Origin of the sequence: Phytohabitans sp. LJ34 (assembly GCF_052068095.1) — a bacterium.
In the GTDB taxonomy this organism is placed as follows: Bacteria; Actinomycetota; Actinomycetes; order Mycobacteriales; family Micromonosporaceae; genus Phytohabitans.
Genome location: NZ_JBQHDG010000037.1, coordinates 1 through 26,149, shown reverse-complemented (window position 1 = coordinate 26,149; position 26,149 = coordinate 1). Strand labels below are relative to the sequence as shown.

22 protein-coding genes are annotated in these 26,149 nt (G+C 70.6%); 13 read left to right on the top strand and 9 right to left on the bottom strand.

The window, feature by feature from the left end; all coding sequences use genetic code 11:
* The first annotated feature begins 103 nt into the window (after positions 1 to 103).
* Complete coding sequence (locus ACTMTJ_RS42475) at positions 104 to 1,357, top strand: PASTA domain-containing protein (protein WP_441224446.1); 1,254 nt, start codon at positions 104 to 106, stop codon at positions 1,355 to 1,357.
* Between the two features lie 19 nt (positions 1,358 to 1,376).
* Here the strand turns inward: ACTMTJ_RS42475 and ACTMTJ_RS42470 are convergent, their stop codons facing one another.
* The 5 genes from ACTMTJ_RS42470 to ACTMTJ_RS42450 are packed head-to-tail and all read right to left on the bottom strand — an operon-like array spanning position 1,377 to position 7,983.
* Positions 1,377 to 3,404, bottom strand: coding sequence for a beta-galactosidase (locus ACTMTJ_RS42470; RefSeq protein WP_441224445.1), 2,028 nt, complete (start codon positions 3,402 to 3,404; stop codon positions 1,377 to 1,379).
* A gap of 8 nt (positions 3,405 to 3,412) precedes the next feature.
* Entirely contained in the window at positions 3,413 to 4,255 is an 843-nt protein-coding gene (locus tag ACTMTJ_RS42465; protein WP_441224444.1) for a carbohydrate ABC transporter permease, read from the bottom strand.
* Positions 4,252 to 5,190, bottom strand: coding sequence for a carbohydrate ABC transporter permease (locus ACTMTJ_RS42460; protein WP_441224443.1), 939 nt, complete (start codon positions 5,188 to 5,190; stop codon positions 4,252 to 4,254). Before ACTMTJ_RS42460 ends, ACTMTJ_RS42465 begins: the two co-directional genes overlap by 4 nt.
* Before the next feature lie 3 nt (positions 5,191 to 5,193).
* A complete protein-coding gene (locus tag ACTMTJ_RS42455) occupies positions 5,194 to 6,468 on the bottom strand; it encodes an ABC transporter substrate-binding protein (RefSeq protein WP_441224442.1) in 1,275 nt (424 codons plus the stop codon).
* 3 nt (positions 6,469 to 6,471) lie between these two features.
* Entirely contained in the window at positions 6,472 to 7,983 is a 1,512-nt protein-coding gene (locus ACTMTJ_RS42450; RefSeq protein WP_441224441.1) for an FAD-dependent oxidoreductase, read from the bottom strand.
* Between ACTMTJ_RS42450 and ACTMTJ_RS42445 the strand changes: the two genes are divergently transcribed.
* The 7 genes from ACTMTJ_RS42445 to ACTMTJ_RS42415 are packed head-to-tail and all read left to right on the top strand — an operon-like array spanning position 7,982 to position 16,644.
* Positions 7,982 to 8,749, top strand: a complete 768-nt coding sequence (locus ACTMTJ_RS42445) for a GntR family transcriptional regulator (RefSeq protein ID WP_441224440.1) — start codon at positions 7,982 to 7,984, stop codon at positions 8,747 to 8,749. The two genes, ACTMTJ_RS42450 and ACTMTJ_RS42445, sit on opposite strands and share 2 nt — an antisense overlap.
* A gap of 2 nt (positions 8,750 to 8,751) precedes the next feature.
* Positions 8,752 to 9,714, top strand: a complete 963-nt coding sequence (locus tag ACTMTJ_RS42440; protein WP_441224439.1) for a phosphotriesterase family protein — start codon at positions 8,752 to 8,754, stop codon at positions 9,712 to 9,714.
* Positions 9,711 to 10,478 carry a sugar isomerase domain-containing protein gene (locus ACTMTJ_RS42435; RefSeq protein ID WP_441224438.1) on the top strand — a complete coding sequence of 256 codons (768 nt, stop codon included), beginning with the start codon at positions 9,711 to 9,713 and terminating at the stop codon, positions 10,476 to 10,478. Before ACTMTJ_RS42440 ends, ACTMTJ_RS42435 begins: the two co-directional genes overlap by 4 nt.
* 2 nt (positions 10,479 to 10,480) lie before the next feature.
* Positions 10,481 to 11,941, top strand: coding sequence for a xylulokinase (locus ACTMTJ_RS42430; RefSeq protein ID WP_441224437.1), 1,461 nt, complete (start codon positions 10,481 to 10,483; stop codon positions 11,939 to 11,941).
* Positions 11,938 to 12,687, top strand: coding sequence for an SDR family NAD(P)-dependent oxidoreductase (locus ACTMTJ_RS42425; RefSeq protein WP_441224436.1), 750 nt, complete (start codon positions 11,938 to 11,940; stop codon positions 12,685 to 12,687). Before ACTMTJ_RS42430 ends, ACTMTJ_RS42425 begins: the two co-directional genes overlap by 4 nt.
* Positions 12,684 to 14,714: a hypothetical protein gene (locus tag ACTMTJ_RS42420; protein WP_441224435.1), complete on the top strand. Its 2,031-nt coding sequence runs from the start codon at positions 12,684 to 12,686 to the stop codon at positions 14,712 to 14,714. The genes ACTMTJ_RS42425 and ACTMTJ_RS42420 overlap by 4 nt, the downstream gene beginning before the upstream one ends.
* Positions 14,704 to 16,644, top strand: coding sequence for a beta-mannosidase (locus ACTMTJ_RS42415; RefSeq protein WP_441224434.1), 1,941 nt, complete (start codon positions 14,704 to 14,706; stop codon positions 16,642 to 16,644). The genes ACTMTJ_RS42420 and ACTMTJ_RS42415 overlap by 11 nt, the downstream gene beginning before the upstream one ends.
* A gap of 141 nt (positions 16,645 to 16,785) precedes the next feature.
* Here ACTMTJ_RS42415 and ACTMTJ_RS42410 read toward each other — a convergent pair whose 3' ends face one another.
* A complete protein-coding gene (locus ACTMTJ_RS42410) occupies positions 16,786 to 17,631 on the bottom strand; it encodes a hypothetical protein (protein WP_441224433.1) in 846 nt (281 codons plus the stop codon).
* Between the two features lie 14 nt (positions 17,632 to 17,645).
* Between ACTMTJ_RS42410 and ACTMTJ_RS42405 the strand changes: the two genes are divergently transcribed.
* Both ACTMTJ_RS42405 and ACTMTJ_RS42400 read left to right on the top strand, forming a co-directional pair.
* A complete protein-coding gene (locus ACTMTJ_RS42405) occupies positions 17,646 to 18,062 on the top strand; it encodes a nitroreductase/quinone reductase family protein (protein WP_441224432.1) in 417 nt (138 codons plus the stop codon).
* A gap of 60 nt (positions 18,063 to 18,122) precedes the next feature.
* Positions 18,123 to 18,602, top strand: a complete 480-nt coding sequence (locus tag ACTMTJ_RS42400; RefSeq protein ID WP_441224431.1) for a GNAT family N-acetyltransferase — start codon at positions 18,123 to 18,125, stop codon at positions 18,600 to 18,602.
* Between the two features lie 74 nt (positions 18,603 to 18,676).
* Here the strand turns inward: ACTMTJ_RS42400 and ACTMTJ_RS42395 are convergent, their stop codons facing one another.
* The 3 genes from ACTMTJ_RS42395 to ACTMTJ_RS42385 form a co-directional block, all read right to left on the bottom strand.
* Positions 18,677 to 19,066, bottom strand: coding sequence for a hypothetical protein (locus ACTMTJ_RS42395; RefSeq protein WP_441224430.1), 390 nt, complete (start codon positions 19,064 to 19,066; stop codon positions 18,677 to 18,679).
* 209 nt (positions 19,067 to 19,275) lie between these two features.
* Positions 19,276 to 20,271, bottom strand: a complete 996-nt coding sequence (locus ACTMTJ_RS42390) for an ArsR/SmtB family transcription factor (RefSeq protein WP_441224429.1) — start codon at positions 20,269 to 20,271, stop codon at positions 19,276 to 19,278.
* Between the two features lie 177 nt (positions 20,272 to 20,448).
* The gene (locus tag ACTMTJ_RS42385) at positions 20,449 to 21,393 is read right to left on the bottom strand and encodes an NAD-dependent epimerase/dehydratase family protein (protein WP_441224428.1); all 945 of its coding nucleotides are present in this window, start codon (positions 21,391 to 21,393) and stop codon (positions 20,449 to 20,451) included.
* A 68-nt stretch (positions 21,394 to 21,461) separates the two neighbouring features.
* On the opposite strand from ACTMTJ_RS42385, the gene ACTMTJ_RS42380 reads away from it, so the two are divergent.
* The 3 genes from ACTMTJ_RS42380 (at position 21,462) to ACTMTJ_RS42370 (ending at position 25,878) form a co-directional block, all read left to right on the top strand.
* Entirely contained in the window at positions 21,462 to 21,899 is a 438-nt protein-coding gene (locus ACTMTJ_RS42380; protein WP_441224427.1) for a MarR family winged helix-turn-helix transcriptional regulator, read from the top strand.
* Positions 21,900 to 21,952: 53 nt separating this feature from the next.
* Positions 21,953 to 24,862 carry a BTAD domain-containing putative transcriptional regulator gene (locus tag ACTMTJ_RS42375; RefSeq protein WP_441224426.1) on the top strand — a complete coding sequence of 970 codons (2,910 nt, stop codon included), beginning with the start codon at positions 21,953 to 21,955 and terminating at the stop codon, positions 24,860 to 24,862.
* Positions 24,863 to 25,296: 434 nt separating this feature from the next.
* Positions 25,297 to 25,878, top strand: a complete 582-nt coding sequence (locus ACTMTJ_RS42370; protein ID WP_441224425.1) for a hypothetical protein — start codon at positions 25,297 to 25,299, stop codon at positions 25,876 to 25,878.
* Positions 25,879 to 26,149 lie beyond the last annotated feature (271 nt).

Genomic DNA, 26,149 nt, shown 5'->3' with positions numbered 1-26,149 from the left:
TCGGTCGGCTGACCGACGCTCCTACAGCGGAGCGCCGGCATCCGACATCGAGACGAAGGAGCTGCGAATGAAGACCCGACGTGGTTGGTCAGTGTGGTCGGCGGTGGTCGCTCTGGCGGTGTTCGCGGTCGCCGCCGTCTCCTCCGCACCGGGCCCCGCCGCGGCCGCGCCGTCCGTGCCCCGGCTGCTGGTCATACAGGTGACCTGGGAGGCGGGAAACAACTCTCCGGCGGCCCCAGTGGATCGATCGATCACCGAAGTAGCCAGTGCGGTGCACCGCCACCGGGACTGGTACACGGCGGTGTCGCATGGCAAGCACACGGGCTGGCAGACCAGCAGCACCGGGCCGATCAGCATCACGCCGCCGCGCATGACGGTGCCTGGAAAATGCGACGGCCCGTTCCTCGATGACGTTGCCGACAACGCCGATCAGGCCGTACAGGAGCAGGCGCCGGTGCCGGACCTGAGTGTGTACAGCATGGTGGTCTACTACTTCGCGCGCATGCCGTCATGCGCGGCCGGATGGGGAGGCGGCGGGCGGGCCTGGCTCAACGGTGGATTCGGCCTGAGCCTGCTCGTCGTGGTCCAGGAGTTGGCCCACGCCTCGTTCGGCCTCTCGCACGCGAACGGGTTGGAGTGCATGGACCCCAATGGCCAACGGGTGACGCTGAGCACCTCGTGTGCCTCCCTCGAGTACGCCGATCCATTCAGTGCCATGGGCAACAACGCGGCGGGCAGCTTCACCGCACCGCATCAGTTCCAGCTCGGCTGGCTGTCCGGGCGGATGCTGGACGTGCCAGCGGGCGGTGGGGCGTATGCGCTCCAGCCGCTGGAGAACAACGGAGCGGGCCTCCAGGTGGTGCGTTTTAAGGACGGCGGCGTCACCCTGTGGATTGAGTACCGGCAGCCGATCGGCGTCGACGCGACGTTTCCTCCCAACTCGCTGGGAGTGTTTGTCCACGCGGAGTTGCCGGGCTTTCCGAGCAGGTCGCAGTTGCTCGACATGGCGCCGCAGAACGGCTTCTTCGACTCGAAGCTGTCGGTCGGTGTTCCCTGGGCCAACCCGCTCGGAAACATGAAGATAACCGTCAAACAGCAAACCGCGGCCAGCGCGAACGTCTACGTCGAGTGGAAGCATCCGAGGGTGCCCAATGTCGTCGGAAGCACGCTGGCGCAGGCGGATGCGGCACTCGCCGCGGCCGGCTTCGTTCGGGGGACGGTGTCGTTTCCCGTCGACGACACGTGCAACAACATCGGGCGGGTGATGAACCAAAACCCGGCCGCGGGCGCGATGGTCCTGCCAGGCACGGCCGTACATCTCTCCATCGGCAACCGGCCGTCCCACCCGTGCCCCTGAAGACGGAGAGCGCGTCGGCTCAGCGGCTGACCAGCACCCGCACGTCCCACGCCCCCAAGTCGAGGTCGCCGCCGACCTGGTCGCCGGTGAGCAGGTCGACGGCCTCGAACGGGACGGGCGCCCTTACCCCGGTCGCGGACCAGTTGTGGACGAACCAGGCGCGGCGCCCGTCAGCCAGTCGTGCGCTGGTGGTGTGGACGGGCTTGGCGGCGGGAAGCCCGGACACCGGCGCCGGGGTGGCCCATCGGGCGAGCGCCTCGGCGAGGCTCGGCGACGGCACCGTGCCGACGCAGGTGATCCGGCCGGCGCCGTACGCCGCGGTCGTCACCGCCGGCCAGCGCCCGTAGTGCGGGTCGTCGTAGACGGCCAGCGGGGTAGCGCCGGCGCTGCGTAGCCCGTCGACCCAGGCTGTACCGCGGGCGTCCGGCGGGAGCGCGAGCGGCGACCCGGCGGTCGCGCGCACGGGCAGTGCGGAGACGTTGGCGTACTCGGTGTAGCTCACGCCCGCCGCGGAGGCGAAGCCCGGTGGTGCCAGCGCGCTCCGGACCCGGCCGTCGGCGTCGGCGTACCCGGTGCGCGGGCCGAGCACGAGGTGGCCGCCCGCCTCGGCGTACGCGCGCAGCAGCTCCAGCGTGGCGTCGTCGGCGACGTAGAGGCCGGCGGCCACCACCACCGGATACCGGCTGAGCTCTCCACCGTGTACGAAGCGGACCTGTGCACCAGCCGTCCACCACCCCCGGTAGAACGCCGAGGTGATCCGCTCGTACGCGGCATGATCCGGTCCTCCGTGCGCCTGGGACAGTGGAGGCGCGAACTCGAAGGCCCATTTGGACGGTAGCGAGTGGACGAACGCCACGTCCGCGTCCGGCCGCAGGCCGTCGAGCGCGTCGCCGGCGGCACGCAGATCGCCGCCGAGCGCGGCCACCTGCTCGTACACCCGGTCCGGCACGAGGCTGTGCGGCAGGATCCCGCCCCAGTAGGCCTCCGGACCGTGGTGCAGGGTGTGCCAGTGCCAGTACTGCACGGAGCGGGCGCCCCGGGAGACCAGCGCCCAGCCGACCTGGCGCCACTGTCCGTCGTACCCGGGCTGGTTGAGCCAGGCCGGCCCGACCGAGGTCGCGTTGGTCTCGGTCACCAGGTACGGCGCCTGCTTTGTCGACCACGCGCGGTCGGCGTTGTAGTACAACGACCAGGCGCCCGAGGGTGGCCAGTCGAGACTCCCCTCGGTGCTCGCGGCGAGCCCGTCCCGGGCCGCGTAGTAGATGTTGGCCGAGGCGAGGTCCAGACCGGCGGCGACCGCCACGTCGTCGACCGCTGGTCGGGCGTAGTCGACGCACGTGGTAAGAAACTGGTCCGGCCGTGCGTACTCCCGCACGATCCCCGCCTGCCAGTCGACGAACTCGGTGGTCAGCTCCGCCTGGAAGCGCCGCCAGGCCAGATCGTACTGGGGAACGAGGTTGCCGTCTGGCGGCCACAGTTCGTCCCACTCCGCCAACCGGTGGGACCAGTGGGTCAGGCCCCAGCGGTCGTTGAGCGTGTCCACGTCGCCGTACGCCGCGCGCAGCCGGGCGACGAAGCGGGCGAAGACCTGTGCGTTGTGCAGCACATGCAGCCCCGGCTCGTTGTCCAGCTGGTACCCGATGACAGCCGGATGTGGCGCGTAGCGGGCGAGGACGCGGCGGATGACCCGCTCGGCGTGGAAAAGGTACGCCGGGTGGGTGATGTCGATCTCCTGGCGGGCGCCCCATGCCACCCGGCGTCCGGTGCCGATCTCGGCGGCGATCTCCGGCACCTTGTGTTGCAGCCAAGGCGGCACGGCGTATGTGGGTGTGCCGAGCACCACGCCGATGCCGCGCGTGTGCGCTCCGTCGAGCACCGGTGCGAGCCAGTCCACATCGAACTGTCCGTCCCGGGGCTCCCAGGTCGACCAGACCGACTCGCCGACCCGGATCACCGTGAAACCCGCGTCACGCATGAGGTCCAGGTCGATCTGGAGCCGATCGACCGGCATGTACTCGGTGTAGTACGCGGCACCGAAGTGGAGCATCGTGGGTCTTATCCCTTCAGCGCGCCGGACAGCAGGGCCTGCTCCATGCGGCGGCGCAGCAGCAGGTACGCGGCGTACACCGGCAGCAGGGTGATGACCGTGCCGGCGGTGAGCAAGCCGTACTGGGCCGAGACGTTGGTGACGAGCGTGGGCAGCGCCACCTGCGCGGTCCGGATGTCGGCGGACGGGCCGGCGACGACCAGCGCGATGAGGTATTCGTTCCACACGTTGATGAAGTTGAGCAGCAGCACGGTGGAGACGGCGGGCATGGCCAGCGGCAGGTAGATGCGGGCCAACGCCTGTAGCGGGCCGGCGCCGTCCAGCCGCGCGCTGTCGTCGAGCTCGCGCGGGATCGCCCGCATGTACTGGGTCAGCAGCACCACCGCGAGCGGGATCGACGTGCCGACGTAGTACAGGATCAGGAATGTGCGGGTCTGGTAGAGGCCGAGCGAGATGGCCAGCAGCACGGTCGGCACGAGCGCGGCGAAGCCGGGGATGAGAAAGCCCAACGCCATCGACCGCTCGATCAGCCGGCCGGCCCAGCCCTCGTCGCGGGCCAGCGCGTACGCGGCGGGTACGACGACCGCGACCATGAGGACCTCGGCGGCGCCGGTGACGAGCGCGGAGTTGAGCAGTGCCGGCCCCAGCGAGACGAACTCCCACGCGTCCCGGTAGTTTTGCCAGAGCCACTGCTTCGGGAGGCTGAACGCGCTGGAGAAGATCTCCGTGTTGTCCTTCAGCGACGAGACCAGCAGGTAGTAGAGGGGCAGTGCGAGTACCGCCGCGTAGGCCCATACGAGAACGTGGCTCACGACCATGCCCGGTCCGGTCTTGCGGCGGCGTACGCTCATGTCCTGCTCCGGAGGCCGATTCTGATGAGGACGGCGCCGGCCAGGCCGAGGGCGAACAGCAGCACCCCGACCGCCTGGCTGTACCCGATGTCGGATTGCTGGAACGCCTTGCTCCACACCAGAAACGACAGGGTGAACGAGCTGGTGCCCGGGCCGCCGCGGGTCAGCAGCAGCACGGTCGTGGCGGATAGGAAGAGGGTCCACAGGTACTGGAGCATCGCGACCACGCCGACGAACCCTTGCACCATCCCGAACGCGACGTGCCACATGGTGCGCCAGTGACCGCAACCGTCCAGCTTGGACGCGTCGATGACCTCGGCGGGTAGCGCGGTCAGTTGGGCGCTGAAGAGCACGGCGAGGAAGCCGACGCCGGCCCACAGGTCGGTGGCCATGATGACCGGTAGCACGGTGTCCGGGTTGGCGAGCCAGTTGTTGCGCAGCCCGTCCAGGCCGAGCCCGCTCAGGCCCTGGTTGACGAGTCCGTCCGGGGCGAGTACCGCGTAGAAGATCATCGCCTTGGTGGCGACCGACAGCAGCGCCGAGGTGAAGAACAGAATGCGCAGCAGCCCGGCGAGCGGTGGGCGGAGGAACAGGTAGTAGCCGAGCATGAACCCGAGCACCACCATCACCGGCACGACGACGCCGACCTGGATCGCGGTGTTCTTCGCCGACGTCCAGAACACGTCGTCGGTCAGCACGGCGCGGAAGTTGTCCAGCCCGACCACGTGCCACGGCGCGATCAATGTGGACGCGTCGGTGAGGCTGAAGAAGAAGACGCTGACCAGCGGACCGACGAGAAAGACCAGATACCAGACGAAGGCCGGGACGGCGAGCAGGGAGGTCGCCCCGCGCCGCCGTGCCCGCCGCGGCGGTGCCGGCGGGAGCGGCCCGGTCGCCCGGCCGCCCCGCCGCACCAGCTGCGCTATTCCGGTCACCGGTTAGCCCTTGTACGTCTTGTCGAACGTGCCGCAGATGTCGGTCGGAGACTTGCCGCTGGTGAACGCGACCGCCGCGTCCCGGATGACGCTCTGGCTGAGGTTGCCTGGCACGTACCGGTCGGGCAGCACGGCATAGTCCACTGTGGTCGGCAGATCACCTTGTGCCGCCTTCAGCAGTGGCTGGTCGGCTGGAAGGCTGGCCGCGTCGGCCTTCAGCGCCATGATCATGGAGGCGTCCTTGACGAACGTGGCGACGGTCTGCGGCCGGTACATGTACTCGATGAACTTGCGCACGGCGTCGAGCTTCTTGGCGCCGTTCTGGCTGACCCAAAACCCGTTGGAGGTGCCCTCGTACGCGGTCGGCTTGGTGAACGTGGCGCCGGTTGGCAGCGGCATGCCGCCGAGCACGATGTCGCCGACCATCTCCTTGGGCACCTGGGCGAACTCCCACGTGCCGGCCGGCATCATCGCCGCCTTCTTGCCGTAGAAGTCGGCCACCATGCTCTGCGCGGTGAAGCCCTCGGCGTTGTCGCCGAAGACCTTGGCGTCGCGTAGCGAGGTGAACAGCTCGATGCCCTTCATCAGCGTCGGGTTTGCGCACCAGCCGCCCTTGGCGAACGCCTCCTTGGCCGCGTCGGCGCTCAGGTACGACTGGATGATCTGGAAGAAGAGCTTTTGCCCGGTCCAGTCGTTGCCACCGACGGCCATCGGCTGGATCCCGGCCGCGCGGAGCTTGGTGGCGGCGCCGAAAAGCTGGTCCACTGTGGTGGGTACCTCGGTGACGCCGGCCTTGGTGAGCAGTGCCTTGTTGTACCAGATGGGCCACTGGTAGCCCTCGAACGGGAAGCCCTGCATCTTGCCGTCGGGCCTGGTCCACTCGTCGACGGCGCCGCCGGTGAGGCGGTCGCGCAGGCCCCACTCGTCCATATAGGACTGCACAGGGACGACGACACCGTTGTCGATCCAGGTGAGCGGTTTGTCGACCGGGTTGATGTGCACGAGGTCGGCCTGCCGCCCGGCGGCGACGGAGGTCTCGAAAACGGTCGGCAGATCCTCGCCCGCGGTGTCGATCCGCACCTGGATGCCGGTCTCCTTGGTGAAGCCGTCGATGACCGACCGCAGCACCTGGCCGCCGGCGGACCCGGCCGCGGCCGGGGTGAGCAGGGACAGCGAGTTCGTGTCGCCGCTTTCGTCGTCGCCGCCGCAGGCGGTCGCGGTGGTGGCCAGCAACAACGGTATGAGGAGGGCGCCGAGGCGCCGCGACGCGAGCTTCATGGGTCAACTCCGATGTTCTTCGGTGGTGGTCGCGTCGCCGTGGCGGACGATCGCGCCCTGTTCGCGTAGCTGGTCGCGCAGGCGGGCGACATCCACCTTGCGGACGTCGCCGTGCGCGACCGCGGACGCCGCGGCCAGTCCGGCCGCGTGCCCCATCGCCATGCACTGCGCCATGGAGCGCACTGAGGCGTGCGCGTCGTGGGTCGCGGAGAAACAGCGCCCTGCCACCAGCACGTTGGTGGCGTCCCTCGGCACGAGCGTGCGGTACGGGATGCCGACGACCCCACCGTCCGGGATGTACTCCCAGGCGGTGTCGGTGCCCTCCCGGTGGTCCTCGATGGGCGCCCCGCACAGCCCGATCTGGTCCTCGAACGCCGCCGCCCCGAGCACGTCCTGCCGGTCCAGCCGGTAGTCCCCGTGCACGCGGCGGGTCTCCCGCACCCCGATCTGGCTGCTGAACGAGGCCAGGCTCGCCGATTCGTAGCCGGGCACCCGGTCACGCAGGAAGCGCACGTACTCCAGGGCCTGCTCACGTCCCTCGACCTCGCGGGCGCTGAGCAGGAGCGGGTCGGTGGCGTTGACCACAGTGGACCCACGGGTCTCGTAAGACGGCAGCCGGGTCATGATCGTCGCGGTCATGCCGTCCACCGGGGTGATGTGGTCGCTGCCCTCCAGCCGCGGCAGCCGGTACGCACCGGAGGCGGCGGCCTCGCGCATCAGCCGCTTGATCTCGGCGCGGGGCGTCGCGAGTCGGCGGGCCAGGTCGACGTTGACCATCTTGAACGTGGTGGTGAGCGTCTGCGCCGGCGCCTGGGCACCGGCGAGCTCGTATCCGATGCCGGCGTGGTGGCACAGGTCGGCGTCGCCGGAGGCGTCCACGAAGACCGGTGCGCGCAGCTCGTACGCACCGTGTTTGGTGGCGACCGTCGCCGATCGCACCTCGCCGTCGACCGGGTGGGCCGCGAAGAGCTTGGCGTGCAGCAGGACCCGCACGCCGGCCCCCGTGGCCAGCCGCTCCCAGACCACCTTGAGGTGGTCCGGGTGGTAGGTGATCCCGGTGCCGGCGCCGAAGGTGTTGGGCCGGGCGACCACCGGGCCCAGTCCACGCAGGCCGGCCAGCACGTCGTCGCCGATGCCGCCGACCACCTTGCGGGCCGGCGTGCCGGGCGTGAAGAACCCGTAGAACGTGTCCAGGACGGCCGTGCTGGTGCCGCCGAGGAACCCGTTGTTTTCCACGAGGAGGACGTCGGCGCCGGCCCGGCCCGCGGCGATCGCGGCCGACGTGCCGGCGGAACCGGCTCCGACGACCACGACGTCCGCCGTGATGACGTGGGTCGAACCGGACATCGACAGACTCCTTGATTGGTATGGTGATTGGCATGATTGGTCTCGCCCGGAACCATACGGCAGGCTACGACCTTGGTCAACAACTTGTTTCAGGCCTGTTGCGCTGCCGCATAGCAGCTGGTCTTGACGCGTTCGAAGGCAGCGGCGTAGCGTGCTCCACCGACACATGAAGATTCGAATTGGTTTGCCGCCGGAGGGGGTGCGGGTGCTCACACGCTTGGCTCAGCAGCTCGCCGCGACGCTGGAGGCACAGATCCTCGACGGGCGGTGGCGGGTCGGTGAGCGGCTCCCGCCGGAGCGTGACCTGGCCCAGCAGCACGAGGTCAGCCGGTCCACGATGCGAGAGGCTCTCGACGAGCTTGAGCGCGCCGGGTTGATCCTGCGCCACCAGGGCCGCGGCACGTTCGTCGCGCCCCGCCGCCTGGAGCAGTCGCTGCTTGGCCACTTCTCGATCGTCGAGTCGCTGCGCGCATCCGGACGCGCGGTTTCCACCCGGGTGCTCGCCGAGCGGGTCGGTCCGCCGTCCCCCTCCATCGCTCGCGAGCTGGGCTGCGGCGACGGGGACGAGGTGTTGCAGATCGAGCGGCTTCGCCTCGCCGACCGGGTGCCGTTCATGCTGGAGCGCACCTGGCTGCCGCTCGCCCACGCGCCTGGTCTGGACACTGTGGACCTGACCGACCGCAGCCTCTACGAGGTCCTGCGTACGGAGTACGGGATCGTGCTGGAGCGCGCGGTCGAGTCGTTCGAGCCGGTGCTCCTCACCCCCGAGGAGGCCAAGCTGCTGGACTATCCGCCCGGCTCGCCGTCGCTGCTGCTGCTGCGCACCACGTATGACGCCCGTGACGTGGCGATCGAGTGCGCGCGGGCGCTGCTGCGCGCCGACCTGGTGCGGCCCCTGGTGGAGCGCAAGGTGCACGAGCCGGTGCGGTTCTAGCGATGCCCGCGATCGTCACCGTGCTGGGCGAGATCGACCCGGCCGACCTGGGCCCCACCGACTGCCACGAGCACCTTCTGATCCGCGGCGGCCTGCCCGTCGTGCTCGAGCCCGACTTCACATTGGACTCGATCGACGCGGCGGTGGCCGAGGTCGGCGACTTCCGAGACGCCGGCGGTGCCGCGCTGGTCGACTGCATGCCGCTTGGCGTGGGCCGCGACGCGCGTGGCCTCGTCGAGATCGCCGAGCGCACCGGCGCGACCGTCATCGCCACCACCGGCTTCCACCGCGACCGCTTCTACGCCGCCGACCACTGGATCCGTGCCTACAGCCCGGAGCGGATCGCCGATCTCATGGTGGCCGAGCACACCGACGGGATGGAGACCTCCGGTTACGGCGGCCCGTTCGTGGAGCGGATCGCCGCCCGCCCGGGCGCCATCAAGCTGGCCTTCAGCGGGCCGGAGCCCACGCCGACCGAGCGCAAGGTGGCCGCCGCCGTGGCGATGGCGCAGCGCCGCACCGGCCTGCCCGTGGTCACCCACACCGACGACGAGCGCTCCGTCGCGCTCCAGCTGTCCATTCTGGAACGGCACGGTGTGCCGCCTTCGTCCGTCGTGTTCGGACACATGGACCGGCACACCGGCGTGGCCGGGCTGGTCGAGGTCTGCCGCACGGGTGCCACCGTCTGCCTGGACTGGCTGGGCCGGCACGACCGCCGCCCGGACGCGTACGTGGCGGGCCTGGTCGCCGGCCTCGCGTCCGAAGGGTGCCTGGACCGGGTCGTGCTCGGCCAGGACCTGGCCCGCCGCGGCTACTGGCGGGCGTACGGCGGCGGGCCCGGCTTGGCCAACCTCGTCGCCGCCTTCCCGGCCGTGCTGCGCGAGGCCGGGCTGACCGACGACCACATCAGACAGTTGCTCGTGGACAATCCGCGCCGCGTGCTCACCAGGTTGGAGCCTTCGTGACTCTTCGCTACCCGCGGATCGCCCGCGAGATCATCGAAAAGATCGAGCGGACCCAGGAGGAGCCGATCCGGGCCGCCGCCGACCTCTTCGCGGACCGCATCGCCAAGGGCGGTCTCGTGCATCTCTTCGGCGCCGGCCACTCCCGGATGGGAGTGGAGGAGATCTTCCCGCGGATCGGGTCGATCGTCGGCTACCACCCCATCGTGGAGATGTCGCTGAGCTACTACACCAACGTGGTCGGCACGATGGGACTGGCGCAGTCGCTGTTCCTCGAGCGGGTCGACGGGTTGGGCGAGGTGCTGCTGGACAACTACGTCTTCGACGCCGAGCGCGACGCGGCCCTGGTCATCTCCTCCACCGGCATCAACAACGTGCCGGTGGAGGTGGCGCTCGGGCTGAAGAAGCGGGGCCTGACCGTAGCCGCGATCACCAGCGTGGCGCACTCCTCCTCGGTGGACTCGCGGCACCCGAGCGGCAAGCACCTCTACGAGGTCGCCGACATCGTCATCGACAACTGCACGCCGCCCGGCGATGCCGCCATCCACGTGGAGGGCGCCGACTTTCCGGTCTCGCCGACGTCCACATTGGCCACCGTCACGATCGTCCACAGCGTCAACCACCTGCTCGCCGAAGGACTCGTCGCGCGTGGCGTCAAGCCGCTGGTGCTCGGCAGCCCGCATTTCGCCGACCAGGAGAGCGCCCGCCGCAACCTCGCCGAGTACTACGGCGAGTTCCGCCGCCGCACCGCCCGGCCGGGGGCCTGAGCGTGCGCGCCGGCCCGGTGCTCGGCATCGACGTGGGCACCAGCTCCACCAAGGCCGTCGTCTTCGACCCCGACGCCGGTGTGCTGGGCTCCGGGGCGGGCGCCCATCCGGTCGACACGCCCTCCCCTGGCCGCGCCGAGCAGGATCCCGAGGACTGGTACCGCTCGGTGTGCCTCGCCGCCCGCTCCGCGCTCGCCGTAGCCGGGGTCTCCGGCGACGCGGTCACCGCGCTCGCCGTGAGCGGGCAGGGCGCCGCCCTCGTCGCGCTCGACGAGGCCGGCAAGCCGCTGCGGCCAGCCATGATCCACCTCGACCAGCGGGCACACGCGGAAGCGGCCGCGCTCCTCGACAGCGACGCGGGGCGAGAGCTCGCGCGGGCGCACGGCGCGGCGGTCGGCGCCTGGAACACCGCGGCGAAGATCTCCTGGCTGCGCCGGCACGAGCCGTCGACGGCGGCCGCGGCGACGTACACGTCGACGAGTGGCTTCGTCCTGCGTCGACTGACCGGTCAGTCCTGGCAGAGCCACAGCGACGCCGGCATCTCCGACCTCTACGACGTGCCAGGTCGCCGCTGGTCCGCGCCGGTGCTCGACGCGCTCGGCGTCGCGGCGCGGCGGCTGCCCGCGCTCGCCGCCGCGATCGGCGCGCTGGGCCCACTCACGCCCGCGGCGGCGGAAGACCTCGGCCTTTCCTCGCGATGCGTCGTTGTCGCCGGCGGCGAGGACACCTCGAGCGCCGCGCTCGCCGCCGGGGTCACCGGGCCCGCGCGGGGCTTTCTCAGCATGGGTAGCGCCGCCGTGCTCGGCGTCGCCCTGCGCCGCGGATCGGGCGGGTCCACCGCGCTGCTCCGCTTCCCGCACGTGCTCGACGACCTCGATCTGCTGTCCGGCTCGACCGCCACGGTCGGCGCGGCGCTCGCCTGGCTCGGCGAGCTGCTCGACCGGACCCCGCAGGAGTTGCTCGACCTTGCCGGTGCGGCGCCGGCGGGCGCGGGTGGCGTCGACTTCGTGCCGCATCTGGCCGGCTCGCTGCATCCGGTGGACGACCCGGCCGCCCGCGGCGCGTTCACCGGGCTGTCGCTTGCCACCTCGCCGGGCGCGCTGGCCCGCGCGGTGGTCGAGGGCACGGCCGCGGCCATCGGCGACAACCTCGCGGCGGCCCGGGACGCCGGCGCCGACCCCGGCGAACTGGCCGCCGTCGGCGGGCCGACCCGATCCCCGCTGTGGTGCCAGGCGGTCGCCGACGCCACCGGGCTGCCGGTCGCGGTCTGCGGGCCGGACGGCGCCCCGCTGGGCGACGCTTTGCTCGCCGTGGCCGAGTCGGACGCGGAGGTGGCCGAGCTGGCGGCCCGCCACGTCCACACCCGGCGCCGCTACGAGCCGTCGCCGGGCGCCCACGCCCTCTCACAGCAACGCCGCGCCCGGCTCCACCGGGTATACACGGCGACGCGGGAGGGCAGGTGACACCGCACGCGGTCGTCACCGGAGGCGCCTCCGGCATCGGCGCGGCCACCTGCGCCGCGCTCCTCGACGCGGGCTGGGCCGTCACCAGCCTCGACCTGCGGCCCTGCGCCGACTCCCGGGTGCGCTCGGCGGTCGCCGACGTGACCGACGCCGCCGGGCTCACCGCCGCGATCGCGGACGCGGCGGCCGGCGGTCGGGGCATACGTGCGCTCGTCTGCGCGGCGGGCGTGTCCGGTAGCGCGCTCGGCGACGGCCCGGTCGACACCGTCCGCCCGGAGGTGTTCGACACGGTCGTCGGGGTCAACCTGCGCGGGGCGTTCATCACCGTCGGCGCGGCCTGGCCACACCTGGTCGCCGCGGCCGGCGCCGCCGTCGTCACGGTCACCAGCGTGCTCGGACTGACCGGTGGCGGCGGGCCGTTCCGGAGCCACGCCTACATCACCGCCAAGGGTGGGCTCGTGTCGTTCACCAAGGCGGTCGCCGCCTATGGGCAAACCGCCGGGGTGCGGGCCAACTGCGTCGCTCCCGGCGTCGTGCGCACCCCGTTCGCCCGGCGGATCGACGACGACCCGGCCCTGCTGGCTTACGTCGCCGCCAAGCAGCCGCTCACCGGCGGCCCGCTCGACCCCGCCGACGTCGGCGCGCTCATCGCGTTTCTCGTCGGTCCACACAGCGGGGCCGTCACCGGACAGACCATCGCCGCCGACGGGGGCTGGCGGCTCGATGCCGAAGGATGGCGCGAATGACGCTGTCGCTGAGCCTGGACATCCACAATGGACATGCCTCCTTGACCTCCGACGACGCATCACCGCCCGTGTGGGAAGGCACGCTCTACCCGGCCTTCTGGGTCGTCTCCGGCGGCGAGCCGCACCTGGTCACGGTGACCGGCACCCGGTCGGCCGGTGACGCGGTCGAGCTCGACTTCGGCGGGCTCGGCAGCGGACGCGCCGTGTGGCGGTCCACCCCGAACGGGCTCGACCTCGCTGAGCTCGAGGTCAGCTTCGACGACGCGCGGACCTCCATCGTGGACATGTTCTTCGGCGTGCGCCCGCTGACGGACCAGCAGCGGGACGCCGCGCCGGATCTGTCGCTGCCGTTCTGGCCGGACTGGCGGGCCGCCGGATTCTGCGTGCCGAGCGGCCGCCCCGCACCCGCGCAAAGCTTCTTCCGCCGCTGGGACCTCGGACATGCCAGGCTGCCGCTCGGCATGTTCGGCCCGGCGATGGGCTCGCCGTACGCGGCCGCGTTTCCCCGCCCGCTCTGGGCGGCCGCGCTCGGCGACGACCGCGGCTGGCTCGTCGCCGGAGCCGGGCAGGTACCCGACGCGGCGATGACCTTCGAGGTGCGGTCGACGTCGGCGGCCCTGCGCTGGCGATACCGGGAAGACCTGTGGGGTGCGCCGGGGCCACGCCGCCGCTGGACCAACCCGCTGCGGCTCACCTGGGCGGCCACCGCCTGGGACGCGTACGCCGCCTACTTCGGCTCCTTCGAGGTACGGCCGTCCACGGCCGACCGGGCGGCGGCGAGTGTCTGGAACACCTGGGGCGACTTCCGAAACGGGCACTTCCAGCTGCGCGAGATCGCCGACGCGGCCGCCGACCTGGCCGCCGACGTACTGGTGCTGGACGACCACTGGGAGAGCATGGTCTCCAGCGCGAAGCCGCACCCGCAGCGGTTTCCGGACTTCGACGGCGACCTCGCGTACGCCCGGGAACGCGGGCTCCGGCTGGGCTTCTGGCAGTCGGTCGGCTGGATCGACGACCCGACCGCTGTCGGCCTCACGGACGAAGACCTGCTCCGCGGCGCCGACGGCCGCCCCCGCCGGGCCAACTGGGCACTCGACCCGCGTGACCCGGCCCAGCACTGGTGCCTCGACCCCAGTTCGCCCCGCACCCGCGCGTTTCTGGTCGAGCGCACCCAGGACCTCGTGCGCACATACGACCCGGCGATCCTCAAGCTCGACTTCGGTTACGGATTGCCCGGACCAGACGTGGCCGCCCCCGCCGATCCCGCGCTGCGCGGCGAGCGGCTCGGCCACGAGCTCTACCGCATCGTCAGCGAGGCGGCCCGCGCCACCAAGCCGGACATCGCGATCCTGCTCTACGGCATCCACCCGCTACACCTCGCCCACGCCGACATCCTCGCCCTGGACGACATGGGCGACCACGGCAAGGCCGAGGCCGACGGACACCGCCACTGGAGCGTGTGGGCCGCGCTGGCCGCCAGCACCGGGCGGGCCATCAACGGCTCCAGCGGCTACTCCTGGTCCGACGACGCCGAGATCCTGCTCGACTCGGCGGTCCTCGGCCAGGCCGGCGCCGTGCTGCCCCTGCTGTCCACGCCGGGCGAGGCGTCGCCCCGGCAGCTGGCCGTACGCCGGGCCCTCGACCGCTGGTGCCGCCGCACCAGCCAATGGCGTCCACTGTGGCTCAACTCCGACCTCGGCTCACTCGACACTCCACCGGCAGTGCGCTCCTGGGGCCGCCTGGAAGGCGAACGCCTGACCGCGCTGTGCCTGCGCGACGGAGCCGACGGCTACGACCACGATGGACGGTGGGCGGTCATCGCCCAGGGCGACGCGGACGTACGCGCGGGCGCCGTCGCCGCGATCCCGATGGACGCCGGACGCCTCGCCCTGCCCCGCACCGAGCCACCCACGCGGGTCACACCAGACACCGGCTGGCACTGGGACGGGCAGCGATGCGTGCTCACCGCGACGGACGCCGACCTGGACGGCGGCCTGGAAGGATGGCTGATCCACGATGACCGTTGACGCGACCGTCGCCCGCCCGGCGCCCCGCCTCGACGGCGAGGTGTGGCTGGGCGCCAACTACTGGTCCCGCACCGGCGGCCCGTTCATGTGGCGCTCCTACGACGGCACCGTCGTCCGCGAGGAGCTGCGGATCCTGCGCGACCACGGGGTGACACTGACTCGTTCGTTCTTCTTCTGGCCCGACTTCCAGCCCGCGCCGGACACGATCGACGAGACGTTCGTCGCGCGATGGCGTGACTTTCTCGCCGCCAGCGCGGAAATCGGCGTGGCGACCGTACCGACGTTTCTGGTCGGGCACATGTCCGGCGAAGACTGGGACGTGCCCTGGCGCGGCGGGCGAGACCTCTACCGCGACGGGTTCATGCTCGGGCAGCAGGCATGGTTTATCCGTGAAATGGTGCGGCGCACCGCCGACTCCCCCGCCGTCGCCGGGTGGCTCATCTCCAACGAGTTCACCAACTACGCCGGAGCCACCGATCCGGACTACGGCCGGGCCTGGGCGCTGGTGTGCGTCAACGCCGTACGTGCCGGCGGCTCCAACCTGCCCGTCTCGCTCGGCGACGGCGCCTGGACGATGGAACTGACCGCCCGGGACAACGGCTTCCGGCTCCGCCGCCAACACGACATCGTCGACTTCGTCGGCCCGCACAGCTACCCGATGGGCGACGACCAGGTCCGCGTCCACTTCGCCGCCGCCGTCGCCTGTGAGCTCGCGCATTTCGACAAGCCGGTGCTGCTGGAGGAGTTCGGCGTACCGAACGTGCTCTCCTCCGACCCCAACGCCGGCCACCTCTACCGCCAGAGCCTGCACAACTCGCTGCTCGCCGGCGCCACCGGCTGGATCGCCTGGAACAACACCGACTTCGATCTGCCCACCGTCGACCCGTACCGCCACCACCCGTTCGAGCTGGGCTTCGGCCTGACCCGCCCGGACGGCACGGCGAAGGCGGCACTGCGGGAGCTGGCCGAGTTTCGCCGCGTCCTCGACGCCGTCGACCTCCCCCGGTGTACCCGGCCGCCCACATCCACCGCGATCCTGCTGCCGTCCTACATGGATCAGCATCCGCGGGTACCCGCCGGTGACCGCGAGGCGATCCCGGCGATAACAACGCACGCCTACATCAGCGCGAAGGTGGCCGACCTCGCCCCCGCGATCCTCCGCGAACTGGACGACCCACCGCGAGCCGCTCTGGTCCTTGTGCCGTCCAACAAACTGCTCACCGCCCCCAGTTTCCACCGTCTCCTCGACTGGGCGGCTGCCGGCAGCCACGTCTACCTGTCCTGGTTCGCCGGCGCCAGCGGCGCCCACCGGGGCGCCTGGTGGCCGGACGTGGAAGCGGTCACGGGCATGCCGCACACCCTCCGGTACGGCCTGCTCGAACCGGTCGACGACGTGGTGACGTGGTATCTCGAGCAGCCGCTGGGCGACCTGCCGGCCGGCACACGGCTGGAGTTTCCGTTCGCCGGCACCGCTCAGGCCCGCGGCATGCTCCCGCTGGACGACACCGCCGCGACCGGCGGCGAGGTGCTGGCCCGCGACGGCCGAGGCCGCCCCGCCCTGGTTCGCCGCCGCGTCGGCGGCGGGACCGTGTACCTGTCGACGTACGCGGTCGAGTACTTCGGCTCCGCCCGCCCACACGCACACCGCGACGACCAGGTCCACCGCCTCTACCGCGCCCTGGCGGCCGAAGCCGGCGTGTCCCCGAACGCCACTGTGGACGATCCCCGCGTGTACGTGGACGGGCTGGAACACGCCTCCGGCCGCCGCTACCTGTGGCTCGTCAACCTCAGCCCCGACCACGTGGCGGCCCAGTGCGCCATCCCGGCCGGGTGGCGGTTGAAGGGCGTGCTCACGGGCGCGGACCACACCGACGTCGTGCCACTCGAGCCCTTCGGCGTGGCCGCGCTGGAGGCTCTGCTCCCGGCCTAGCTGCCTTCGAGGGAGGCCACCGGTAAGAACTGGGCGGATGCGCGCATTACCTGCCGCCGATCGAGTCGGCGAAGCCGCGCGGCGGCAAGTAGCCAGCCCTCTTCTTCAGGTCAGGGCGCCCCGACGCACGGGGCGCCCTGATCATTGGACGCCCAGCAGAGGGTAGAGCGACTCGGGCGCGGGCACCGCGCCCTGCGGCGCTGAGACGGCGACCGGCGTGCCGAACTCGCTGTAGCGGACACTGCCGCTCGGCACACCTTCACCGTGGATGGCGAAGCTCGTCAGCCGGCCTTGATCGTCCAATGTGGCCTGAAACTGGCCTTGGACCTCGCCCGGACGGACGCCCGGAAAAGACATCCCGTTTCCGACGCCGATCTTGCCGATGTCGATGGTGCCGGAGATGTCGGAGCCGGTGGCGCGGGCCGAGGTGACGGCGTTGACCAGACGGGCCGAGCCGCCGGGGTCGACACTTCCCTGGGCGAAGCTGAGCCCGAAGGCTGCCGGGACCTTCGCCGGGTCGACGACCATCCAGCCCTTGGGCATGTCGGGCAGGACGCCGGCGGCCATCATGTAGAGATCGTCGCCAACCGCGCGGATCTCGAGCTTCTTACCCCCTGGCGCCGAAAGGGTGGCGGTAGCGCGTTTGTTCGCGTTGTCGGTGCGGGAGGTCGCGGCGATGGACTCGCCGATCGCCATGTCGGCGCGGAAGCTGACCTGATCGATGAACGTGAGGCCGGACTTGAGCAGGTCGACCGCCGTGGCGGGCGTGGCGGTCGGGCTGGTGGCCGGCGAAGAGGGCGGTCGGCCGTCCGTGGACTGGCCGCTGGAACACCCGGCGGCAAGCACGGCCGAGACCAACACTGTCGCCGTCACCTTGTGGATCACGACGCCTATGCTCGCACAACCCAGCAAGCGCGAATGGTCCCGGTGCGGCACTGTCGATAGAGAGACGCCGATCACAGCACGGGTGGAAATTCCCGTCGTCAACTAATGTTCGTGGCATGGCTTCGTTCAACGACACCGTGATCGAGACCTTCCGGACCAACGATGGCGTGCTCGGCGGCCACTGGGAGGGCAAGACAACCCTCCTGTTGCACGTCCGCGGTCGAAAGTCCGGCAAGCAGTTCGTCCATCCGCTCGTCGCCGCGCCCTATGGCGACTCGTACGTCGTCTGCGGCAGCGCGGGCGGCACGCCGCACGACCCGCAGTGGATCGCCAACCTGGAGGCCGTCGACGGCCCGGTCACCGTCGAGCTGGGCACCGACACGGTGCAGGCGGACAGCCGGGTGGTCCGCCCCGGCCGCGACGACGACTGGGACCGGTTGTACGGCGTGTGGCGCGCGTACTGGCCGGACGCCGCCGAGTACGAGAAGAAGACGGACCGGAGGTTCCCGGTCGCCGTGATCAGCGTGCGTTGACCGCCTCCTCGCCCGGCAAATCCAATTGCTGATAGGTCATGCCCGCCGGACGATGCGGGCATGACCATCGCACGGCTTGATCCGCTCGACTCTGTGGCGATGGGCCGGTGGTACGACCTGGTGGTCGCGGTCACCCGCCACGACCTGCCCGACTTTCCCACACCCAGCGGGCCGGAACACACGGCCCGGTTCGCGCACCCGTGGCCTGCGTCGACCGAAGAGGTGCTGCTGGCCTGGGACGGCGACCGGGTGGTGGGTGCCGCGTCATACCTGCTCCCCCAGGCGCAGAACCTGAGCGTGGTCCACCTGGACCTGGTCGTGCACCCGCGGCACCGGCGGCGCGGCATCGGCACCGGCCTGCTGGAACACGTCTACGCGGCCGCCCGACGGCACTGCCGGAGCCTGATCGAGGTCGAGACGGTGCAGGCACTGCCCGGCGGCGGCGCCCGGGACGAGGCCGGCTACCGCTACCTCACCAACCGCGCTCACCAGCCTGGCGTGACAAGCATCAGATCCCGGTACCAGATCGCCGACCACTGACGCCGCCGCCGGCCATCGAGCGTGTGGCTCTGGCGGAGGCGATCCGCCAGAGCCACATCTGGTTCATTGCCGACCTACCACCATTGAGTGCAGCCGCCGTGCCCGTCCACGAGACCGCAGGCGCGGAACAGCCACTGCGGTGACGGGTCGGTGCGCTGTGCGGCGCTCGTATTCGGGGAACCGTTCGCCTGTACGTACCACGGGCCGCACTGCAACCAGCCGTTTCCACCAGTGGTCGTCCAGTCCATCCATACCTGGTCGCCTCGGCGGGTATTTCCACTGATCTTGGCGAAGCCACGGGTCCGGCCCTGGATGGAAGCCGACTCCAGCGTCACCGTGGCACGGCTGCCAAGGAAGATGGAACCTCGAACGGTCCCCGACTGGGTGTAGGGGATGCTGACGAATCCGTTGGCGCCGTTCGTGCACTCGGCGACGGTTGCCCGTGCCGGCGCGGTCATCGCCACAGCGCCGACGGTCGTCCCAAGCGCACACATTGCCACGGCCCCGCCGATCTTGCGAAGTACTGACTTCACCATTCCTCCCCGATTCCCGAACTAATCCACTGGCGTCATGACGTGTCTCGATTGTCGACACAAGGGGTCGTGGTGCGGGGGTGCCATTCGGCCTGGGCCGAATGGCGCTGGTCCAAGCCGACTCGGATGCGCTCGGGCGGTCAGAGGTGAGGGCGGCCGCCGTTCAGCAGCGCCGCGCCGACGGGGGTGAGACTGTGGACGACCGCGTTGCCGGCTCGGCGAGGGACGATGAGGCCGGCGCCGCGCAGGACCGTGGCGTGCTCGCTGGCTGATGGCATGGAAATGTGCAGGCGTTTGGCAATATCCGTCGTCGTGGCCGGGGTCCGTCCGACGGTGTCCAGCACGGCGGCTCTGGTCGATCCGAGCAAGACAGCGATGGCCCGATCGTCCCGGCCGTTGACCTGCTGGTCCAGCCAGTGAAGGTCGCGATCGACCGGATAGACGAGTACCGGCGGTAGGTCCGCGTTGATGAGAGTGACGGGTGTACGCCAGCAGAAGAACGAGGGCAGCAACAGCAGCCCTCGGCCGTCGAGGTACAGGTCGCGCTCTTTGGGGTACGGGCTGACAAGTACCGGTGGTTGCCAGCTCAACGGCGGTGGCAGGCCGGCGAGGACTCGTTCCACTCCGCCCAGGCGAGCGTCGCGCGTGCGGACCGCCCGGTCGGCGTCGAGGTACGGGGTCATCTGGTCCTTGTAAGGGAGAACGGCGGCGTCATGCCAGGCTCTTAGCGCGTCGGCGATGCGGCTGAGTGTTTGAGCGTCGCCGTCGGCCAGTCGACTGGTCCACGCCGGGAGCCGCTGACGCGCTGTGAGGTTTTCCAGGTCGCGGCGGGTCAGGCGTCGTGCGGTGGAACGCACCGCTTCCAGGCCCGCGTTCAGACCAAGTGTTCCGGTGACGGGGGTGAGCAGGTCGGCGAAGTCACCATGCGGTGGAGACAAGGGCAGCAAGATCTCCTGTGCCACGCGGAGAGGCTCGGCACGCACCCGGCGGCGCCAGTGTTGGAAAACCAGGCGGCCGTCGTTCTTATGTAGCAGCTGAAGGCTCAACACCGTTTCCCATAGCGCATCCGGGTTGGTCGCCACATGAGTTCGCGCCAGGTCTTCCGGCAGGAAGTGAATCCTTAGCACCGGCGCCACCCGCCACCCGCCGCACCACGAAGCCCCCGCTCCCGTGTGTCCATGAGGCACAGTGTTGGGCAGGTGCGGCCTCCACCGCCAGAGGTGGCGCCGCAGAGGACCGTGAGCAGCACCGACCGAGGCGGCGGCGCTAGCCGGCGGCCGCGGAGGGTCGCGCGCCGGCGTTGCCCGCCAGCCCTACCGCTTGTTTCCGGCGCGGAGCCAGGCGATGTAGTCGGCGACGCCGGCGGCGGTGTCGTATCGGGGCTCGAACCCGGTGTCCTCGCGCAGGCGGGTGATGTCGAGCCAGGTCCGCGGGCGGGGCCCGGCCGAGGGGAGTTCGAACTGGAAACCGGGCTCGACGGACCGGATCGCGGCGATGACCTCGGCGTTGCTGGTGGCTCGGCCGGAGGCGACGTTGTACGTCGAGTGGTGCAGTTCATCGGTGAGCTGGAGGAGGGCGAGCGCGCGACCGGCGTCCTTGGCGTAGAGCAGGTCGAGGGCGTCCTCGGCGTGCGGGGGCGCCATGAATCCGGACAGATCGGGTCGGCTGTGGTGCGCGGCGGCGTGCACGAGCGTCGAGGTGACGAAGAACGGGTCGGGCAGGTGCCCTCCGGGTCCCCAGATGCCGGAGATCCGCGCGTTGACGATCTTGACGTCGGTGACGGCCGACAGGTGCCCGGCAAGCAGCTCGAAGATCTTCTTGAACGTCGGGATGGCGTGGGTGTAGCCCAGGGAGAGCGGCGCGTCTTCGGTGAGTGCGCCCACGTGGCCGAAGCCGTAGACACCGATGGTGCTCGCGTTCACGATGCGGCTCAGGCCCCACGCCTGCGCGGCGTGAACGACGTTGAGGTATCCCTCGAGTGTCCGCGTGGAGGCCTCGATCGGGTCGGTGCCGTTGTCCGAGCCCGGCAGGGTGACGGCGAGGTGCACGATCCCGGTGATCGGGTACTGCTTGCCGACCGCGAGCAGGGCGTCGAGGTCGGCGATGTCGGCCCGCACGGCGTGCACGGGCAGGCCGGCCAGGTTTGCCGGAACGCTGGGCGCCCGGCGCTGGAGCAGGACGCATTCCTGATCCGCCTCGGCCAGTGCGCGGACGGTGTGGGAACCGATGAAACCGGCTCCTCCGGTAACGAGGATCATGACATGACTCCTGTCGCGGCGCTGATCGTCAGTACTCCTGACGATCAGGTTACCCATAGCATGGAGCCATGTCCACCGAGCGCAGCGCCACCGCGGATCCCCACGACCTCCTGGGGTACCTCCTCAAGCACGCCAACCTCCAGCTCACGGCGCTGACAGACGCGGCGTTGGAACGTCTCGGGATCGACAGCAAGGACTTCGGGGCGCTCAGGGTCCTGGCCCACCGCGAGCCGGCCTCACAGCTGCAAGTAGCGCAACGACTCGGCATCGACCGCACCACGATGGTCGCGGTACTCGACGTCCTCGAACGCAAAGGCATCGTCAGGCGACGACCGGATCCGGCGGACCGGCGCCGCAACATCGTCGAGCTCACCGATCACGGCCTGGAGACCGTCGACGCCGCCGAGGCGGCGTACCGGGAGGCCGAAAACGCGTTCCTCGCGCCAATCGACCCGAAGGCGGCGGATCAGCTCCGCCGCACGCTTCGGACCCTGCTGTCTAGCTAGGTACCCGGTATGTCTGTACTTTCATAGCTGCACCTACCGGCTGAGGGGGGCCAGTGGCGGCTGACGTGCGGTTCCGCATGCTCGGGGACCTGGAGGTACAGCGGGATAGCGAGCTCGTCGTGATCTCCGCGACGAAGCTCCGGATCATCTTGGCGTCGCTGTTGCTGCGCGCCGGCCGCGTCGTGCCGGTAAGCGTCCTGGTTGACCGGTTGTGGGACGGCGCGCCACCGACCGACGCGCGCGCGGCCCTACAGACGTACGTCGCGCGACTGCGCAGGCTGCTCGGTGCCGACGTCGCCATCCACAATCGCAGCGGCGGGTACGTGATCGAGCCGCCGGCTCGCTCTTGCGACCTGCACGAGTTCGACGAGCTGCTGGAGGTGGCGCGGACCGCCTTGGGGCGCGGCGACCGGGCGGCCGCGCTCGAGTCGTTGCGGGCGGCGACCGCGCTGTGGCGCGGTCCGATCCTGCTCGACGTGGATTCGGCGGCCCTGCATCGCGACGAGGTGCCGCAGGTGCAGGAGCGGTGCCTCGAGGCGGCCGAGCGCCGGTTCGCCTTGGAGTTGGCGCTCGGGCACCACCAGGCGGTCGTCGAGGAGTTGCGAGCGCTCGCCGGGGCGTACCCGTACCAGGAAGGGCTGCGGACACACCTGATGCGCGCGCTCTACCGATCGGGGCGGCAGGCCGAGGCGCTGGAGGTCTACCGCGACGTCGCGGCACTGCTGCGAACTGAGCTGGGCCTGGACCCCGGGCCCGAGCTCCGAGACCTGCACCAGGCGATCCTGCTCGGTGAAACGGTGGACGGCACCCGCGAAGGCGCGTCACCGGGCCCGCCGGCGCTGTGCCAGCTACCACCGGCGATCGGCGACTTCGTCGGCCGGGCAGAGCAGGTGGCGGGCATCGCGCACTCGTTGGTCGCCAAGGGCGAAACGGCCAGCCCGCGCATCGTCGTGGTGAGCGGGGTAGCCGGCGTGGGCAAGTCCGCACTCGCCATACACACCGCGCACCGGGTACGGGACCGCTTCCCGGACGGCCAGCTCTACGTCAACCTGGGCGGCGGCGGCTCGGCGCCGCGCGACGTCGCCGAGGTGCTCGGCGAGCTGCTGTACGCGCTCGGGGTACTCCCGGACGCCCAGCCGCGCTCCACGCAAGCCCGGGCGGCGACGTTCCGCGCGCGGGTGGCCGACCGCCGGATCCTGATCGTGCTCGACGACGCCGCCGACGCCAGGCAGGTGACACCGCTGCTGCCTGGTACGGCTGGCTCCGCCGTGCTCATCACCAGCAGGCGCTCGCTGGACGAGCTTCCCGCCGCCGATCACCACCGGCTGCAACCGTTCTCGGTCGCGGAGGGTGTCTCGCTGCTCAACCGGATCCTCGACCCGGACCGCGTCGCGGGCGAGCAGCCGGCCGCCGAGGCGCTGGTAGACCTGTGCGGCCGCCTCCCACTCGCCGTGCGCATCATCGGGGCGCGGCTCCAACCCCGGCCGACCCTCCAGCTGCGCGTGCTGGCGGATCGGCTACACGACGAGCACCGCCGCCTCGACGAGTTGGCGGTGGGCGACCTGGCGGTCCGCTCGGAGCTGGCGATCGGCTACGCCGGACTGGCCGGCTCCATCCAGCTGGCGCTGCGCCGGATGGGTCTGCTGCCCGCCGCGTCCTTCGCCGCCTGGACGATCGGCGCCCTCACCGATGGCGGCGACGGCGAACGCGCCGTCGAGCAGCTCATGGCCGCTGGGCTGCTGGAGCCGGTCGGCCTCGACCTGACCGGCCAGCTCCGGTACCGGCCGCACGACCTTGTCGCGCTGTTCGCCCGCGAACTGGCCGGCGGCGAGGACGAGCAGGTAGCCCGTGCCGCTTACCAGCCGCTGCTGGACACGTTCCTCGTCCTGGCGCACCACGTGCACCTGCGCGTCGACCGCAAGGAAGGACTACCGCCCGACCCACTACCGGACGGCATCACCGCCGCACCGCCGGACATCGCCGGCCTCACCGCCGACCCGGTCGCCTGGCTGCACACCGAGCGGAGCCAGCTGCTGTTCGCCATCGAGCAGGCGTGCCGGCTGGGCTACTACGACAAGGCCGCACTCCTGGCGGACATGATCATCCCGCCGCTGTCCATCCGTGGCGGCTACGAGCAGATCGCCCAGGCCCGCGCGAGCGTCCGGGACGCCGCTCGTGCGGCTGGGGACGAACGTGTCGCCAGCCGTCAGGCGAGCAGCCGAGCGGATGTCCTGCTTTCCCTCTGTCTCGACGAGGCCGCCAACGAGTTCGAGGGATCGGTGGCCGTGTTCCGCGGCTTCGGGCTCAACCACGAACTCGTGCACAGCCTCACCGGGCTGGCGTTCGCCCGGATGTTCCAGGGCCGGCCGGCACTCATGCACGCAGAAGAGGCGACCGCGATCGCCTACGCGACCGGCAATCCCGACGACATCGTGCTGGCCCTGCGCACACACGCCGATACGCTGGTCCTCCAGGACCGACCGGCTGAGGCACTGCCGCTGCTGGATCAGGCGCTCGGTCACGTGCAGGCGCTGCGAAACACCGACAACCACCGCGCCCTCCTGGTCCGCAAGTTGGACTGCGCGATCTCGCTGGGCAAGCTGGACATGGCCGAGTCGACATACGCGTTGGCCCTGGAAGTGACCGACGCGGTCAACAACGCACACGGCCTCGGCTGGCTACTGGTCCACCACAGCCGACTCCGACTTGCCCACGGCGACATACCAGCCGCCATGACGGAGGCCCGCGAGGCGCTCCGGCTCATGGTCCAGGCGGGCGACCCCCGCGGCGTGTTCATCGCCAACCTGCGCCTTGCCGAGGCGCTCACCGCCGGCGGTGACGCACCCGGCGCCGTCACCCTCCTCCGCACACTTCTATCCACATCGGACGCCGCGTCTGTGCCGCTACTCAAGACAAGAGCCGAAGCCCTCCTCGCACAAGCCACCCCCACACAAACAGAGTGAACCGCCCCGGATCTTGTCAAGGCTCGTGGTGTTCCCGGCCAGCAGGGCTGGAGCGGGTCGAGGATAACCGGGTCGCAGAGAGTCACGGCCGCATGAACGCCGTATCAACGATGACGAAGGCCTGACCGGGCTGATGACTGTCGATGTTGCCGATCGGGGCGAAGCGTGCTGGAATGGCTCACATCGCCGCAGCGCGGGGGCAACCGCGCTGAGAACGGCCAGCACGGGAGCACCACTGTGCCGGGCACCGCGCCGCTTTGACGGACGCTCGCGGGCCGTCCCCCGTGACGTGCGCGCGTTCGAGTAGAGGCACCGCCGCCCGCCGTTCGCTCCCCCCGGCACGTGTCCCCCAGCGACTGCCGACGCCTGACACGCGGAAAGGCGTCCGACGCGGTCCCAACGCACCAGAACCGGTGATGAGGTGAGAAGCAATCATGATCTCGCGGGAGAGTTTCGCGGGGTGGTACCGAAACCGCTACGTGTGGGTGGCGGTGATCCTACTGGCGGTGTCGGCCGGCGTGGTCGCGCTGAACAGCCCGGCCGGGTCCAAGGCGGAGCCGGCGGACCTACAGGCGCAGATCGTGGCCCGGATGCGTACCACGCTCGAACAGGCGGATCCGGGGCAGCACAACCACGCCGGCCACAATGTCCAGCAGGTGGGCAAGGACGGGGCGAAGCCGCCGGTGATCTGCGGGATCCGCGTCTACGGCTACGAGCCGGCCGAGGCCACCGCGTTGGCCGACGTGCAGACGGTCTACGGCTTCCACCTCTGCGGGGTCGCCGAGCGCAACCGCCCCTGGGACGTGGCGGTCAAGCTGGCCGGTCCAGTGATCATGGGAATGTCCACAGAGCCTCCGGACATCCAGGTGGTCGAGGCGACCGAGGACGTCAGGTACGTCGACCGGCTGCGGCAGATGTTTCCGGACAAGTACGCGCAGGTGGCGCTCAAGGAGGCGCTGGCCGACTCGGAGATGGCCGACCTGCGCCGCCGGTACGACGCCGCGGCCGGGCTCTGACCCACCTCCCATTTCGGGATAGATAAGCCTTGATATTCAAGTTCATAGATGTAACAGTTTCCTTGAAGCTTTCCAAGCTGGCCTTGGTGCCGATGAACGGAGGACGAACAGTGCGTTCACAAAAGTCCGATCAACCCGGCGGACGATCCCGGTCAGCCGTCCGAGTGCTCGTCCTACTATTCGCGCTGATGGTTGGCATGCTGCCGTGGACCGGTGCGGCCCAGGCGCACGGCACGATCATCAACCCGATGACGCGCGCCTACCAGTGCTG

Excerpts from the sequence above, each read along its gene's own strand:
- ACTMTJ_RS42445 (WP_441224440.1), top strand. The coding sequence starts at position 7,982 with ATGAAGATTCGAATTGGTTTGCCGCCGGAGGGGGTGCGGGTGCTCACA.
- ACTMTJ_RS42400 (WP_441224431.1), top strand. The coding sequence starts at position 18,123 with ATGACCATCGCACGGCTTGATCCGCTCGACTCTGTGGCGATGGGCCGG.
- ACTMTJ_RS42420 (WP_441224435.1), top strand. The coding sequence starts at position 12,684 with ATGACGCTGTCGCTGAGCCTGGACATCCACAATGGACATGCCTCCTTG.
- ACTMTJ_RS42455 (WP_441224442.1), bottom strand. The coding sequence starts at position 6,468 with ATGAAGCTCGCGTCGCGGCGCCTCGGCGCCCTCCTCATACCGTTGTTG.
- ACTMTJ_RS42465 (WP_441224444.1), bottom strand. The coding sequence starts at position 4,255 with ATGAGCGTACGCCGCCGCAAGACCGGACCGGGCATGGTCGTGAGCCAC.
- ACTMTJ_RS42470 (WP_441224445.1), bottom strand. The coding sequence starts at position 3,404 with ATGCTCCACTTCGGTGCCGCGTACTACACCGAGTACATGCCGGTCGAT.
- ACTMTJ_RS42450 (WP_441224441.1), bottom strand. The coding sequence starts at position 7,983 with ATGTGTCGGTGGAGCACGCTACGCCGCTGCCTTCGAACGCGTCAAGAC.
- ACTMTJ_RS42440 (WP_441224439.1), top strand. The coding sequence starts at position 8,752 with ATGCCCGCGATCGTCACCGTGCTGGGCGAGATCGACCCGGCCGACCTG.
- ACTMTJ_RS42385 (WP_441224428.1), bottom strand. The coding sequence starts at position 21,393 with ATGATCCTCGTTACCGGAGGAGCCGGTTTCATCGGTTCCCACACCGTC.
- ACTMTJ_RS42370 (WP_441224425.1), top strand. The coding sequence starts at position 25,297 with ATGATCTCGCGGGAGAGTTTCGCGGGGTGGTACCGAAACCGCTACGTG.
- ACTMTJ_RS42415 (WP_441224434.1), top strand. The coding sequence starts at position 14,704 with ATGACCGTTGACGCGACCGTCGCCCGCCCGGCGCCCCGCCTCGACGGC.
- ACTMTJ_RS42405 (WP_441224432.1), top strand. The coding sequence starts at position 17,646 with ATGGCTTCGTTCAACGACACCGTGATCGAGACCTTCCGGACCAACGAT.
- ACTMTJ_RS42380 (WP_441224427.1), top strand. The coding sequence starts at position 21,462 with ATGTCCACCGAGCGCAGCGCCACCGCGGATCCCCACGACCTCCTGGGG.